The 13,617-nt window shown below is 73.1% G+C and carries 15 protein-coding genes and 1 pseudogene; 10 read left to right on the top strand and 6 right to left on the bottom strand.

Annotated features, from left to right (window positions below):
- The first annotated feature begins 272 nt into the window (after positions 1–272).
- Genes U5640_RS27270 through U5640_RS27255 form a run of 4 tightly spaced genes read left to right on the top strand, consistent with a single transcriptional unit; the run spans position 273 to position 2,695 of the window.
- Positions 273–689 carry a hypothetical protein gene (locus U5640_RS27270; protein WP_340378365.1) on the top strand — a complete coding sequence of 139 codons (417 nt, stop codon included), beginning with the start codon at positions 273–275 and terminating at the stop codon, positions 687–689.
- The gene (locus tag U5640_RS27265) at positions 686–1,732 is read left to right on the top strand and encodes a transcriptional regulator (RefSeq protein ID WP_340378364.1); all 1,047 of its coding nucleotides are present in this window, start codon (positions 686–688) and stop codon (positions 1,730–1,732) included. The genes U5640_RS27270 and U5640_RS27265 overlap by 4 nt, the downstream gene beginning before the upstream one ends.
- A gap of 34 nt (positions 1,733–1,766) precedes the next feature.
- The gene (locus U5640_RS27260; protein WP_340378363.1) at positions 1,767–2,345 is read left to right on the top strand and encodes a roadblock/LC7 domain-containing protein; all 579 of its coding nucleotides are present in this window, start codon (positions 1,767–1,769) and stop codon (positions 2,343–2,345) included.
- Complete coding sequence (locus U5640_RS27255) at positions 2,321–2,695, top strand: hypothetical protein (protein ID WP_059203185.1); 375 nt, start codon at positions 2,321–2,323, stop codon at positions 2,693–2,695. The genes U5640_RS27260 and U5640_RS27255 overlap by 25 nt, the downstream gene beginning before the upstream one ends.
- Before the next feature lie 29 nt (positions 2,696–2,724).
- Here U5640_RS27255 and U5640_RS27250 read toward each other — a convergent pair whose 3' ends face one another.
- The 3 genes from U5640_RS27250 to U5640_RS27240 all read right to left on the bottom strand — a co-directional run bounded on the left by U5640_RS27250 (position 2,725) and on the right by U5640_RS27240 (position 5,778).
- The gene (locus U5640_RS27250; protein WP_340378362.1) at positions 2,725–3,309 is read right to left on the bottom strand and encodes a hypothetical protein; all 585 of its coding nucleotides are present in this window, start codon (positions 3,307–3,309) and stop codon (positions 2,725–2,727) included.
- 94 nt (positions 3,310–3,403) lie between these two features.
- Positions 3,404–4,273 carry a MurR/RpiR family transcriptional regulator gene (locus U5640_RS27245; protein ID WP_340378361.1) on the bottom strand — a complete coding sequence of 290 codons (870 nt, stop codon included), beginning with the start codon at positions 4,271–4,273 and terminating at the stop codon, positions 3,404–3,406.
- Positions 4,270–5,778, bottom strand: coding sequence for an aromatic amino acid ammonia-lyase (locus tag U5640_RS27240; RefSeq protein ID WP_340378360.1), 1,509 nt, complete (start codon positions 5,776–5,778; stop codon positions 4,270–4,272). The genes U5640_RS27245 and U5640_RS27240 overlap by 4 nt, the downstream gene beginning before the upstream one ends.
- 203 nt (positions 5,779–5,981) lie before the next feature.
- On the opposite strand from U5640_RS27240, the pseudogene U5640_RS27235 reads away from it, so the two are divergent.
- Positions 5,982–6,510: pseudogene (locus U5640_RS27235) on the top strand (glycine betaine ABC transporter substrate-binding protein); the annotation flags it as partial.
- Between the two features lie 118 nt (positions 6,511–6,628).
- Positions 6,629–7,054, top strand: coding sequence for a hypothetical protein (locus U5640_RS27230; protein WP_340385367.1), 426 nt, complete (start codon positions 6,629–6,631; stop codon positions 7,052–7,054).
- 16 nt (positions 7,055–7,070) lie between these two features.
- Here U5640_RS27230 and U5640_RS27225 read toward each other — a convergent pair whose 3' ends face one another.
- Together U5640_RS27225 and U5640_RS27220 are read right to left on the bottom strand one after the other, a co-directional pair.
- Complete coding sequence (locus U5640_RS27225) at positions 7,071–7,493, bottom strand: hypothetical protein (protein ID WP_340378359.1); 423 nt, start codon at positions 7,491–7,493, stop codon at positions 7,071–7,073.
- Positions 7,494–7,910: 417 nt separating this feature from the next.
- Positions 7,911–9,299 carry a cystathionine beta-synthase gene (locus U5640_RS27220; protein ID WP_340378358.1) on the bottom strand — a complete coding sequence of 463 codons (1,389 nt, stop codon included), beginning with the start codon at positions 9,297–9,299 and terminating at the stop codon, positions 7,911–7,913.
- Positions 9,300–9,448: 149 nt separating this feature from the next.
- On the opposite strand from U5640_RS27220, the gene U5640_RS27215 reads away from it, so the two are divergent.
- From U5640_RS27215 to U5640_RS27205, 3 genes are all read left to right on the top strand, one after another.
- Complete coding sequence (locus U5640_RS27215; protein ID WP_340378357.1) at positions 9,449–10,495, top strand: SGNH/GDSL hydrolase family protein; 1,047 nt, start codon at positions 9,449–9,451, stop codon at positions 10,493–10,495.
- Positions 10,496–10,602: 107 nt separating this feature from the next.
- Positions 10,603–11,823 (top strand): acetyl-CoA C-acetyltransferase, encoded by a 1,221-nt coding sequence (locus U5640_RS27210; RefSeq protein ID WP_340378356.1) that lies wholly within the window; start codon positions 10,603–10,605, stop codon positions 11,821–11,823.
- A gap of 281 nt (positions 11,824–12,104) precedes the next feature.
- Positions 12,105–12,896, top strand: coding sequence for a hypothetical protein (locus U5640_RS27205; protein WP_340378355.1), 792 nt, complete (start codon positions 12,105–12,107; stop codon positions 12,894–12,896).
- A gap of 48 nt (positions 12,897–12,944) precedes the next feature.
- Here the strand turns inward: U5640_RS27205 and U5640_RS27200 are convergent, their stop codons facing one another.
- Positions 12,945–13,256: a hypothetical protein gene (locus U5640_RS27200; RefSeq protein WP_340378354.1), complete on the bottom strand. Its 312-nt coding sequence runs from the start codon at positions 13,254–13,256 to the stop codon at positions 12,945–12,947.
- Between the two features lie 104 nt (positions 13,257–13,360).
- Between U5640_RS27200 and U5640_RS27195 the strand changes: the two genes are divergently transcribed.
- Entirely contained in the window at positions 13,361–13,588 is a 228-nt protein-coding gene (locus tag U5640_RS27195) for a DUF4287 domain-containing protein (RefSeq protein WP_067251062.1), read from the top strand.
- Positions 13,589–13,617: the final 29 nt, after the last annotated feature.

Genomic DNA, 13,617 nt, shown 5'->3' with positions numbered 1-13,617 from the left:
GGAAAGGGGCGGAGGGGCGCTGGGGGCATGAGGGGGGCGCACGGCACCGAGTTCACCACCCCTGACGGGCGGGCGCGCCGTTGACGTAAACCGTGCTCACGGTGTTGATAGGGACGCATGGGGCGTCGCGCCCCCAAACGGGGCCAGCCGACCCACGTTAGTCAGTCGGTCGCATGTTCCGCTGGAAAATGCCAGATCCCTCACCCGTGACGCATACGTTGCGTAGCGTCTCCCTCACTCATCCGAACCGCGGGCGGGAGGGGAGCCGAACGGTGCCCGGAATCGACGAGTGCCTATTGGAGGCCATGCGGCTGCCCGGGGCCCGGGGAGCAGCGCTGGTCGACTGGACCAGCGGGCTGGCGCTGGGCGCCGTCGGGGAGTTCCCGGGCGGCGACCACGAGGCGGCCGCGGCCGAGGCCGCCGAGGTCGCCCGGCTGACGGCCGAGCAGCGCGCGTTCACCCCCGAGGGGTACGACGCCGCCGGCGAGGGCGTCGCGCAGGAGGCGGCCGAGCCCCCGGTGGAGGATCTGATCATCAGCAACCGGGACAGTTACCACCTGCTGCGGTTCGTGCCGACGTCCTTCGACAGCAGTGTCTTCCTGCACGTGTGGCTGAGCCGGTCGGACGGCAATCTCGCGCTGGCCCGGATCCGGCTGGGCGAGATGGCCGGACGGCTGGTGCTGGGATGACGCTCGTGGGGACGACACCGAAGGGCACGACCCCGCCGCCCCGGCTTCCGGTGCGGGAGAGATCGGCGGCCCGGGAGGCGGGAGGCGGGCTGTCGCCGATGCTGACCCGGCTCGCCGCGGACCGGGCCACCGGCGTCCTGGAGCGCGAGCGCGGCTCGCTCTACCTCGCCGAGGGCCGTGTGGTGCACGCCGAGAGCCCCTTCGCTCCGGGCCTCGACGTGCTCCTCCTGACCCACGGCACCCTCGACGGCGCCTCCTGGCAGCAGGCGCTGGACCGGGCCGGCCCGGAGCAGGGCGCGCTGCGGCTGCTCCTGGACGCCGACCGGATCCCGCGCGGCGCCCTGGAGCTGTGCCAGCTGGCGGCGCTGTACGACGCGGCGTACTTCGTGCTCGCGCCCAGCAGCGCCCCGGGCCGCTTCCGCTACGGCGCGCTCCATCCCCTGGGCGGGCTGCGATCGGTGCCGGTGGGTTCGCTGCAGCGCGAGACGCTGCGCCGCCGTGCGCTGCTGGACCGGCTGTGGCCGGACCCGGTGGCCGACGGGGCGCCGCTGGTGCGGGCCGAGGCCTTCGCCGCCCCGGCGCCGACCGCGCGCCAGCGCGCCGTGCTGGCGCTGGTGGACGGGGTGCGCACGGCGTCGGACATCGCCCGTGAGCTGGGCCGGCAGGCGTTCCACACCCTGGTGGACGTCCGTCGGCTGGCCGCGGCGGGGCTGCTGACGGGGCTGTTCCCCCCGCCGCCACCGCCGCCCCCGCCGTACGTCCCGGCAGGAACGACAGGGACGGACGGGGCGGGCGGCATTCCGGGCGCGGCTGGGACGGCGGGCGTGCCACCGGCGGGCGGCCCCGCCGGAACCGGCAGCGCCCGTCCGTCCGGCGGCCGGGGAGCGCCGGGAACACCCGGTGCGCCCGGTGCGCCCGCCGCCCCCGCCGCGCCCGGAATGCCGCCCGCCGTCCAGCCCCCGCACGCGGCCTCGCTGCCCCGTGTCAACGACCCCGACATCACCTTGCTGAAGAGGCTCAGAGATGCGCTGGAGGCCCTTTGAGCGGCAGCGACCGCGCGACGGGAGGAGCGAACTGATGGCCGCCGGGCCCGAGATCCTCGACGAGCTCCGCCGGTTGCGGGCCCGGTTGCCGCAGCTGACCGGTGCGCTGGCGGCCGGGGTGGACGGACTCGTCCTCGCCCACGACACGCCCGGCGTGGAGCCGGAGGGGGTGGCCGCGCTGACCGCCGCGGCCCTGGGCGTCGCCGTCCGGCTCACGGACAGCACCGGGCAGGGCGATCTGCGCGAGCTGCTCGTGCGCGGTCGGTACGGCTATGTCGCGACGTACGCGGCCGGCGGTCACGCCGTGCTGACGGTGCTCGCGCAGGACCGTGTCAACGTCGGCCGGCTGCACCTGGAGGGCCGCCGGGCGGGGGCCCGGATCGGCGAGGTGGTCGACGCGTACGAGGCGAGGGCGCGCGAGGCGCGGATGCGCGAGCCGAAGGCCGCGCCCGCGAAGCCGCCGGCCCAGCCCCCCGCGCGGATGCCGGCCCGGCCCTCCGCCGCCCCCCCATGGACCAGATCGGCGCGCGACACCACCACGGACGCGCGCACCACCACGGAAAGTCGAGAGGAACCGAGGAACACGTCATGGCCAACACCGAAACCGCACTGAAAGAGGCGCTCGCCACCATCGAGGGGGCGTCGGCCGCCGCCCTCGTCGACTACACCAGCGGGATGGCGCTGGGCACGCTGGGCGGCTCCAAGACCTTCGACCTCAACGTGGCCGCGGCCGGCAACACCGACGTGGTGCGCGCCAAGATGCGCACCATGGAGCACCTCGGGCTGAAGGCCCAGATCGAGGACATCCTGATCACGCTGTCCGACCAGTACCACCTGATCCGTCTGATCAGCGGGCGCGGCGGCAACGGGCTGTTCCTGTACCTGGTGCTGGACGCCAAGCGGGCCAACCTCGCGATGGCCCGCCACCAGCTCAGGAAGATCGAGGAGGACCTGGAGGTCTAGGACAGCCCCGTCAGGCGGAGGGAATCCCGTCAGGCGTAGGAGGGAGTGCCGCGGCGGGTGCCGCCCGGGGCCGCGTCGCCCGCCCCGATGCCGGTGCTGCGGTACGCCTTGACCGCCTTCCCGGCCGGACGGCCTCCGTACCGGCCGAGCCAGTCGACGCGCACCCACAGCAGCGCGTCCCCGGCCCGCTCGCGCCGCCCGAGCCAGGCGGCCTTCAGCCGCAGCCCGGTGCCGCAGCCGGCGAGCAGCATGCCGACGGCGGCGGGCACGACGAAGGAGCCGGCCAGCGCGACCGCGAAGGCGAGCAGCAGCCACCAGCGGTGGCCGCGCCGCCACGTGCGGACGGTGACCGCCCGGTCCTGGAGCACATCGTGCTTGCCGGCCCGGGCGGCACCGCCCGCGAGCGCGGTGTACCGCTTGCGGCCGTACAGCGCCACCACGGCCGCCGCCACGAGGAACAGCGCGGCCCCCGCCATGACCCCGATCCGGCGGCCGGTGATCCCGGGCGGCAGGACGCCGACCCCCGCCGTGAACACCCCGCACCACCACAGCGGGGCGGCCCCGGCCCGTACGACGACGGCCACCCGGGCCAGCCCTTGACCTCCGCGCACCACGTCCGTCTCCTCTTCGCTCCGGCACAGTTGTCGTTGGCCGTCCAGGCTAGAGAGCGAACGTGAGACGAGTCTGAGAGCGGCCCCGGACACCGGGCTATTCGACGAAGAGCCCGCGGGCCGCCGCCCGGGTGTCGAACTCCTCCAGGCGGGCCTGCGCGTCGGGCAGGTCGTCGCACATCGCCTCCAGCAGGACCCGGCCCAGCAGCATCGGCGCGCACGCCGTGTCGAAGGCGAGGCCGGTGCCGACGGCGGCCGGCAGCAGCAGGTCGGAGACCTTGGCGACCGGGGCGAACGCGGAGTCGGCGACCGTGACGACGGTCAGTCCCGCCTCCTTCGCGCAGGCCAGCGCGTCGAGGACCTCGCGCGGATGCCGGGGCAGGGCGAAGCACAGCAGCGCGCTCGCACCGGCGCGCACGGCGGCGTCGATCCGGTCCTGGATCATCGTGCCGCCCTCGTTGAGCAGCCGTACGTCGGGGTGGACCTTGGCGGCGAAGTACGCGAAGCCGTAGGCCTGGGAGGCGGCGGCCCGCAGGCCCAGCACCGGAAGGGGCCGGGAGGCGGCCAGCAGCCGTCCGGCACGGTGCACCGGGCGCGGGTCGGCGAGGAGTTCGGCGAGATGCCGCAGGTTCTCGATCTCGGCCTCGACGGCCTGCTGGTACTCGTTGTACGAGGCGGAGCCGGCGGGCTGGTCGGCGGGCGCGACCTCGCGCAGGTGCCGGCGCAGCGCGGGGTAGCCGTCGAAGCCGAGGGCGACGGCGAACCGGGTCACGGAGGGCTGGCTGACCCCGGCCAGCTCGGCCAGCTCGACGCTGGACAGGAACGGCACGTCGGCGGCGCGCCGCACCATGCTGTGGGCGATGCGCCGCTGGGTGGGTGTCAGCCGGTGCCCCTCGAAGAGCCGCTGCAGCCGTCCGGCGGGCGTGTCCGCCACTCCCGTGCCGTCCATGTCGGTCTCCCCGTTCATGCCCCGCTCCCCCTCCAGATGTCCGTGAACCGGTCCAGCAGCCGGGCCGCGGCGCTCACGTCGTCCGTGAGCGGCCGGTCGGCCTGTTCGGCGTCGAGCACCGCCTCGGCGAGCTCCAGCGCCGCCCCGGCCGGGAGTCCCGGCGCGGGCCGCAGCTCGCGCTGGCGCAGCGCCCGTACGGCGGCGACGAGTTCGCAGCCGACCACGAGACGGTACGCGGCGCACGCCCGCAGTGTCTGCCGGGCGGCGAGCGAGGCGAAACTGGCCTGTTCCTCGACGCCTCGGGAGAGTACAGCGTGGCCGAGCGAGGCGGGCGCGGAGAAGGCCCGCAGGTCGCCGAGGGCGGCGCCGGCGGCGTACTCCAGGATCATCACTCCGGAGGAGGCGGGCCTTTCGTCGGCCAGGAAGGGCCGCAGCCGGGTGTAGGCGGGCTCGTTGAGGGTGGAGAGCCGGGCGGTGGACAGCCGGGCCACCTGCACCAGCGAGAGCCGGAAGTGGTCCAGGGCGAGGGCGAGCTGGGCCTGGTAGAAGCCCCCGTGGTGGTAGGCGGTCTGGTCCTCGGGGGAGATGAGGGGGTTCTCGGCGGCGGCGTTGATCTCGATGCCGAGCACTTCCTCCAGGGCGTCGGCGGCGTCGTGGGCGGGGCCGTGGATCTGGGGCAGGCAGCGGAAGCCGTACGGGTCCTGGATGCGCCCGAGGGGAGGGGTGGGCCGGTCCTCGGCGCCGATCAGCTCGCGCATCCGGCGGGCGACCTCGCGGGAGCCGCGGTGGGGGCGGGCGGCGTGCACGGGTGCGGCGTACGCCTCGTGCGAGCCGTCGACGGCGAGCAGCGAGAGCGCCGCGACGACCTGGGTGGCCTCCAGCAGCCCGCGCAGCTCGTCGAGGGCGAGGGCGGACTGGCCGAGGGTGAGGGCGTTGCTGCTGATGAGGGCGAGGGCGTCGTTGTTGTCGAGCTGCTGGGGTCCGGGGGCGCCGGCCCCGCGCCAGGGATGCTCCCCGGCCAGCGCCAGCCCGACCTGGGCCAGGGCCGCCAGGTCACCGGTGCCGACCGAGCCGAACTCGTTGACGACCGGGTGCGCGCCTTCGGTCAGGGCCTCGCACAGGGCGGTGACCACGCCGGGGCGCAGGCCGGCGCCGCCGGCGAGGAGCTGGTTGGCGCGGACGGCGAGCATCGCGCGGACCTGCCGGGCGGGGAGTTCCTCGCCGATGGCGCCGGCGTGACTGCGCAGCAGCCGCAGTCCGTGCTCGGCGGCCTCCTCGGTGGGCACGTCCTCGTTGCGGTTGGCGCCGACTCCGGTGGAGCGGCCGTAGACGCGTCCGGTGGCGGCGATCCGCCGGGCGGCGTCCCACACCTCGGTCATGCGGCGCATCGCGTCGGTGCCCGGCACCGGCCGGGCGGTGCCGTCGGCGAGGCGGACGACGTCCGGGACGCCGAGGGCGACGCCGTCGAGGACGACGAGGCCACTGTGCGCGACACTCGGGTCATCCACGATCTGAGACGACATTGACCCCAAACCCTTCCCAATGCGGACACTCGATCTTGCCCACCGGTCATCCGTTACGTCGGATCAACGCCAGAGCGTTGACGAGCTATTCAGCCATCAAGAACTCTGCATGACGTCATACAGCCGGGCAAGGGACATCTCATGATCCAGTTCGAACCACCCTGCGCATGGTCAACCGCAGGGTGGAACCGACGTCCGGAACCATCAAGGTCCGCCCCAACCTCAGCACCCGGGAGATCGTGATCCCCGCGCTCAGGGCGGGCGACATCGATCTGCTGCCCGAGTACCAGGGCGCCCTGCTCAACTGCCTCGCCCCCGAGGACGACTCCGCCGAGCCCGGCACCCTGCAGAACGCGCTCACGCTGGCGCTGCCCGCCGGCCTCCAGGTGCTGTCGTACGGGCAGGCGGCCGACTCCGACTGCTTCGTCGTCACCCGGGCGACCGCCCGGAAGTACGGGCTGACCTCGCTGGCCGACCTGGCCGGGCAGAACGGCAAGCTGGTCCTCGGCGCCGCGCCGGCGGCGGGTGGGCGTGGTCGGCCTGAAGAAGGGCGATGTGGACGTGGCGAACCTGTGCAAGGCCGACGACACGGTCCGCAAGGCCCTCGCCCGGCTCGGCAACGTGCTCACCACCGAGCAGCTCACCCAGCTCAACAGCCAGGTCGACAACGACAAGAAGGACCCGCAGGACGTGGCGAACGCGTACGCGAAGCAGCACGGGCTGGCGCAGTAGACGAGGTCCCGGGTCGGGTCCCCCCGGTTGACCCGACCCGGAAGAGGGGGGTTGTCCCCCGTGCGCGGGCCGCCCGCACTCCCTACCGTGGAGGTCCATGACGGGACGGGAGACCACCATGGACGCGCGCGACAGCGACCTGAAGAAGGAACTCGACGCCACTCTGCAGACCCGCAGGGAGCTGGGCGAGGAGTACGAGTCCGCGCTGGTGGAGTCGTTCCTGGAGAAGGTCGACCAGCGTATCGACGCGGCGGTGGAGCGCCGGGTGCGCCGGGGGTTCGCGGAGGCGCAGACGGCGACGGCCCGCGACTCCCGCTCCCCGAAGGCCACGGACTCCTGGGGCGAGCGGTTCGGCTTCGGCATCGTCTCGCTGGTGCTGGCGGTCCCGCTGTCCGCGATCGGCGCGGGCACCGCGCATCTGCCCGGGCTGATCGTCTCCTGGGTGGGCATCGTCGGCGTCAACGCGGTCCAGGCGGCCCGCAGCAACCCCGGCCTCTTCGGCTCCCGCCGCCGCCCCGCGGAGAACGGCGACTGGGAGGGCTGACGGCGCTTTGGCGGACTCAGCCGTCCCAGCCGCGGAACGTGCCCGTGGCGTCGGCGCAGTCGGCGAAGTCCGCGAAGTCCAGGTTGGCGATCGAGAGGTTCGCGGACAGCTCGGGGAACCACGCCGGCGGCACCCGGACCGTGTGCCCCGGCTCGTCGTAGAGGTCGACGGCGAGCAGGAAGCGCTCCGGGCCGTCGGTGAGCGCCTTGGCGTCGGCGAGGAACACGTAGGCGAGCTGTTCCTCCTCGTCCGCCGCGCCGTCCTCCTCCAGGAGCGCGGGGATGCCCGCCCCGTCGTAGCGCGGGTCGCTGACCCAGGTGGCGTACGGGCCGCCGTCCGCGGCGTCGTACGCGGCGCGCAGCGCGTACCAGGCGGCGTCGTCGGAGAAGTCGGTGCGCAGGACGAGCGAGGTCAGGTCATCGGGTGGGGGCAGGGCCATACGGCGATGTTCCCACCCGGCAGCGGGACGCCGGGAAAGCCCCGTAGCGGGTCGCCGGTGAAGCCCCCGTACCGGGCCGTCGGCAAAAAGGTGTGCGCGGGGACCGCCGCACCCCCGTTGCCGGGGGGCGGGACGACGGCGGTCCCCGCGAGGGACGCGGGCCGGGTCAGGCCGGGCCCCGCGTCCATGGCGCCTGTGGAAGGTCCGGGAGCCGCTCCGGAGGTCCGTGACGCCGTTCGGTTGCCGGCCTGGGCGGGGAGCCGCTCCCGCCCTGCCGACACCCCCTAATGTGCCGGACCCGTGTTAAGCGTGTGCTGCGTGGACGTGACGCGCTCGTACCACTTCCGCGAAGTCCATCACTTCGGTAGGCAAACGGAACTTCGCCGTCGGCACCGGCGGTTCACCGGACGTTCGCCCTCACTTGCCGCCCTTGGCCAGGAAGGCCAGCAGGTCCTGACGGCTCACCACGCCCTTGGGCTTGCCCTCGACGAGCACGATCGCGGCGTCCGCCGAGCCGAGCACGGACATCAGGTCGCCGACCGGTTCGCCGGAGCCGACCTGCGGCAGCGGGGCCGACATGTGCTTCTCCAGCGGGTCGGACAGGGAGGCGCGCTGGGTGAACAGGGCGTCGAGCAGCTCGCGTTCGACGACCGAGCCGACGACCTCCGCGGCCATGACGTCCGGGTGACCGGCGCCCGGCTTCACGATCGGCATCTGCGAGACGCCGTACTCGCGCAGCACCTCGATGGCCTGGCCGACCGTCTCGTCCGGGTGCATGTGGACGAGGGAGGGGATCGCGCCGTGCTCCTTGTCGTCGAGGACGTCGCCGACCCGCGCGGACGGGCCCTCGTCCTCCAGGAAGCCGTAGTCGGCCATCCACTCGTCGTTGAAGATCTTCGAGAGGTAGCCGCGGCCGCTGTCCGGCAGCAGCACGACCACGACGTCGTCGGGGCCGAGCCGCTCGGCGACCCGCAGCGCGGCGACGACCGCCATGCCGCAGGAGCCGCCGACGAGCAGGCCCTCCTCCTTGGCCAGCCGGCGGGTCATCTGGAAGGAGTCCTTGTCGGAGACCGCGACGATCTCGTCGGCGACGGTCCGGTCGTAGGCGGTGGGCCAGAAGTCCTCACCGACGCCCTCGACCAGGTACGGCCGCCCGGAGCCGCCGGAGTAGACGGACCCCTCGGGGTCGGCGCCGACGACCTGGACACGGCCGTCGCTGGCGTCCTTCAGGTAGCGCCCGGTGCCGGAGATGGTGCCGCCGGTGCCCACGCCCGCCACGAAGTGCGTGATCTTCCCCTCCGTCTGCTCCCACAGCTCCGGGCCGGTGGAGTGGTAGTGGGAGAGCGGGTTGTTGGGGTTGGAGTACTGGTCGGGCTTCCAGGCGCCGGGCGTCTCGCGCACCAGCCGGTCGGAGACGTTGTAGTAGGAGTCCGGGTGCTCGGGGTCCACGGCGGTCGGGCAGACGACGACCTCCGCGCCGTACGCCCGCAGCACGTTGATCTTGTCGGTGCTCACCTTGTCGGGGCACACGAAGATGCACTTGTACCCCTTCTGCTGCGCCACGATGGCCAGCCCGACCCCCGTGTTGCCGCTGGTCGGCTCGACGATCGTGCCGCCCGGCTCGAGCTCCCCGCTCTTCTCGGCGGCCTCGATCATGCGCAGGGCGATGCGGTCCTTCACGGAACCGCCCGGGTTGAAGTACTCCACCTTGGCCAGAACGGTGGCCTGGATGCCCTGGGTCACGCTGTTGAGCTTCACCAGCGGGGTGTTGCCGACGAGGCTGATCATCGAGTCGTGGAATCGCACCGTTGTCTCCGGTTGCTTGCAAAAACAGTGGTCGTAGTGGTTACGCCAGCCTACGGCCCGTCCGTGAGGTTCACTCCCCGTCGAGATTGGCCGACGGTCCGTACGGGGCAAGGAGTGGGTGTACGGACACGAGGAGGTGGCGGCGAGGCATGACGAGCATGTCGAGGGCGAGAGTGGCCCGGCGCATCGCGGCCGGCGCGGCCTACGGCGGCGGCGGCATCGGCCTGGCCGGAGCGGCGGTCGTCGGACTGCTGCTGGCGGAGGCGCAGTTGGCCCGGCGCCATGTGAACGGGGGCGGCGAGCACCACCGGGCCCCGCACGCGGACGGCCGCTACGGCCGGACGTACGACGCCCCCGGCACCCCGGCCGCGGAGCCCCTGCGCCTGGTCCTGCTGGGCGACTCCACGGCGGCCGGGCAGGGTGTCCACCGCTCCGGCCAGACCCCGGGCGCGCTGCTGGCCTCCGGTCTCGCGGCGGTCGCGGAACGCCCGGTGGAGCTGCGCAACGTCGCCCTGCCCGGCGCCCAGTCCGACGACCTGGACCGGCAGGTCGCGCTGATCCTCGGCACCTCGGATCAGGTGCCCGACATCTGCGTGATCATGATCGGCGCGAACGACGTCACCCAGCGCATGCCGCCGACCCGTTCGGTGCGGCACCTGTCGGCGGCGGTACGGCGGCTGCGCACGGCCGGTGCGGAGGTGGTGGTCGGCACCTGTCCCGACCTCGGCACGATCGAGCCGGTGCCGCAGCCGCTGCGCTGGCTGGCCCGCAGGGCCTCCCGTCAGCTGGCGGCCGCCCAGACGATCGGGGTGATCGAACAGGGCGGGCGCACGGTGTCGCTGGGGGATCTGCTGGGTCCCGAGTTCGAGGAGAGGCCGCGCGAACTGTTCGGCCCCGACCACTACCACCCCTCGGCGGAGGGGTACGCGACCGCCGCGATGGCCGTCCTGCCCACGCTCTGTGCCGCGCTCGGCCTCTGGCCGGCCGAGGAGGAGCGCCCGGACGTCTCCCGCCGCGAGGGCTTCCTGCCGGTGGCCCGCGCCGCGGCCGAGGCGGCGTCGGAGGCGGGCACCGAGGTCACGGCCGCCATGCCGACGGGCCCGCGCGGTCCCTGGGCCCTGCTGAAGCGGCGGCGCAGGAGGAGGGTCGAGGAGGCGGAGCCGAGCCGGCCCGCACCGAACCAAGCAAGCGCTTAGAAAGTGCGGCCAGGGTCACACCGTGACACGGATGACCCCGAGACTACGGACAGGTAACTTCCCAAGCAGCCGTGCCCGAACGAACCCCTTCCGCCACTGGAGCCGTGATGCCCGAAGCCGTCATCGTCTCGACCGCCCGTTCCCCGATCGGCCGCGCCGTCAAGGGCTCCCTGAAGGACCTGCGCCCGGACGACCTCACCGCCACGATCATCCAGGCCGCCCTGGCGAAGGTCCCCGAGCTGGACCCGCGGGACATCGACGACCTGATGCTCGGCTGCGGCCTCCCCGGCGGCGAGCAGGGCTACAACCTGGGCCGGATCGTCGCCGTGCAGATGGGCATGGACCACCTGCCGGGCTGCACCGTCACCCGTTACTGCTCCTCGTCCCTGCAGACCTCCCGCATGGCTCTGCACGCCATCAAGGCCGGCGAGGGCGATGTCTTCATCTCGGCCGGCGTCGAGATGGTCTCCCGGTACGCCAAGGGCAGCTCCGACGGCCTCCCGGACACCAAGAACCCCCTCTTCGCCGAGGCCGAGGCCCGCACCGCCGCCACGGCCGCGTCCGAGGGCTCCACCTGGCACGACCCGCGCGAGGACGGCCTGCTCCCCGACCCCTACATCGCGATGGGGCAGACGGCGGAGAACCTGGCCCGCGCCAAGGGCGTCACCCGCCAGGACATGGACGAGTTCGGCGTCCGCTCCCAGAACCTCGCCGAAGAGGCCATCAAGAACGGCTTCTGGGAGCGCGAGATCACCCCGGTGACCCTCCCCGACGGCACGGTGGTCAGCAAGGACGACGGCCCGCGGGCCGGCGTCACCCTGGAGGCCGTGTCCGGCCTGAAGCCGGTCTTCCGCCCCGACGGCCTGGTCACGGCCGGCAACTGCTGCCCCCTCAACGACGGGGCCGCCGCGGTCGTCATCATGTCCGACACCAAGGCCCGCGAGCTGGGCCTGACCCCGCTCGCCCGGATCGTCTCCACGGGCGTCTCCGGCCTCTCCCCCGAGATCATGGGCCTCGGCCCCGTGGAGGCGTCGAACCAGGCCCTGAGCCGCGCCGGTCTGACGATCGACGACATCGACCTGGTCGAGATCAACGAGGCGTTCGCCGCGCAGGTGATCCCCTCCTACCGCGACCTGGGCATCGACCTCGACAAGCTGAACGTCAACGGCGGCGCCATCGCCGTCGGCCACCCCTTCGGCATGACGGGCGCCCGGATCACCGGCACCCTCATCAACTCCCTCCAGTTCCACGACAAGCAGTTCGGCCTGGAGACGATGTGCGTCGGCGGCGGCCAGGGCATGGCGATGGTCATCGAGCGCCTGAGCTGACCCCTGCGGACGGCGCTGCGTGACCGCTTGGGCACCTGCCGTCACGTCATGGCCCGGAGTCCGGGAAGCCCCTGGACTCCGGGCCGTTTTGTGATCCAATCTCCCCCAGGATGTGACCTATCTCCCTCTGTCAGGGATTTACGCAGCTCAGCACGGATCACAGCCACGCCACCGACCCAATTTCCTGTCCGTTTCGTGACGTTACGCACTGACAGCGGGATAGTCCGCCCTTCAAGCTGATGTAGGAAGTCGGGGGTCGACTTTGAACCGGGAGTACGTCAGTGAGCGCCATGCCGATCGCCTTGCTGGTCACCACGGCCGCCACGGGCGCCGTGGGCGTCGCCGTCCTGCGCACCCTCTTGCAGTTGCGCCGGCAGGTCGCCGCCCTGCACATCCAGCTGGCCGCGAACCTCGCGGCCGAGCGGCGGGGCTTCGTACCGGCCGCCCGCAGCACCTCGGACACCGCCGAGATACGCGCGGCCGTGGCCGAGGCGCTCGCGGAGGAGCGGGAGCGGGAGCTGGCCGAGGCGCGCGCCTTCTGGGCCGCCCAGGAGGCCCGTGACGCCTCCGACGCCCCCTCCCTGCTGGGCCTGCCGGACAGCGAGCTGTTCCTGCCCCGGCAGTCCGACTTCGTGGGCCTGGAGCCGCTGGAGCCGGTGACCGAGCCGCCCGCGGACGCCGACGAGTTCACCGGGGACTCCCCCGAACTGGCCGCGGCCCGCCGCCGTCACCCCTCCCACCCCGACTTCGTCCCGGTCCAGTCACCGGTCGTGAACGACCACGAGCGCACGGTCGCCGCGCTGGAGGAACTGGCGGAGTCCCGCACCGAACTGACGGACGTGCGCCCGGGCCCGCTCGGCACCCTCGACGTCTACGTCTTCGCCGACGGCACCACCCTGTGCATGACGCCGGGCCACCGCGAGACGGCCGACCGCCTCGCCACCGCCCTCACCGCGGGCGAGACCCCGTACCTCCTCGGCGGCTCGGGCATCTCGGGCGCGTACACCCTGACGTTCGCGTGCGGCGAGGAGAACGTCTACATCCTGGCGGACCGGGTCATCGCCAGCCTGTAGGGGCTGCGGACCGCACCCGCGACGCGGCGCAGGTGACCGCGGCGCGCCTCAGACCCCCGCCCGCTTCTGCGCCTGCGCGACCAACCGCACGGCCTCGTCAACCTGGGCGTCCTCGGACAGCACGACCGCCAGGTCGTGCACGGCCACGGTGATCTGGTCGGCGGCGGCGAACATCCCCGCGTCCGGCATCTCCCGGGGCTCCGTGCCGGGCTCCTCGATCCGCTGCGCCCACCGGGCCAACTCGCGGGCCAGGCCCAGCGCCTCGGCCGCCGCCCCTCTCTGCAGGCGGCTCTGCGGAGCGGCACGCAAACGATCGGCGAAGTGATCCACCGCACGGGTCAGAGACGTCGTATCCACCACGCCGTGAGCGTACGCGTCGTACCCGGACTGTTGCCAACGGGCGAACGCTCAGGCACCGTGACCTGAAGGACCGGCTTACATCCCCTTTGCAACCGGAGGCGCCGATGTCCCATGTCCTCTCCGAGGAGACCCACCGCAACATGCTCGCCCGTATCCCCCACTGCACCGGCCGTGAAGTCTCCGACTGGCTGCGCACCGTCGACGAAGGCCCCGCTCTCCGCTTCGAGGAGAAGGTCAGCTGGCTGCGCCACGAGCACAACCTCGCGTACGGCCACGCCAAGGCGATCATCCACGAGTACGAGCTGAGGAGGGCCGCGCGCAAATTCGCCTAGCGCGCACACCGGACATGGGAGAGGGCCCC

This window comes from Streptomyces sp. SS7, assembly GCF_037993025.1.
Classification (GTDB): domain Bacteria; phylum Actinomycetota; class Actinomycetes; order Streptomycetales; family Streptomycetaceae; genus Streptomyces.
This window is presented reverse-complemented; position numbering and strand designations above follow the sequence as displayed.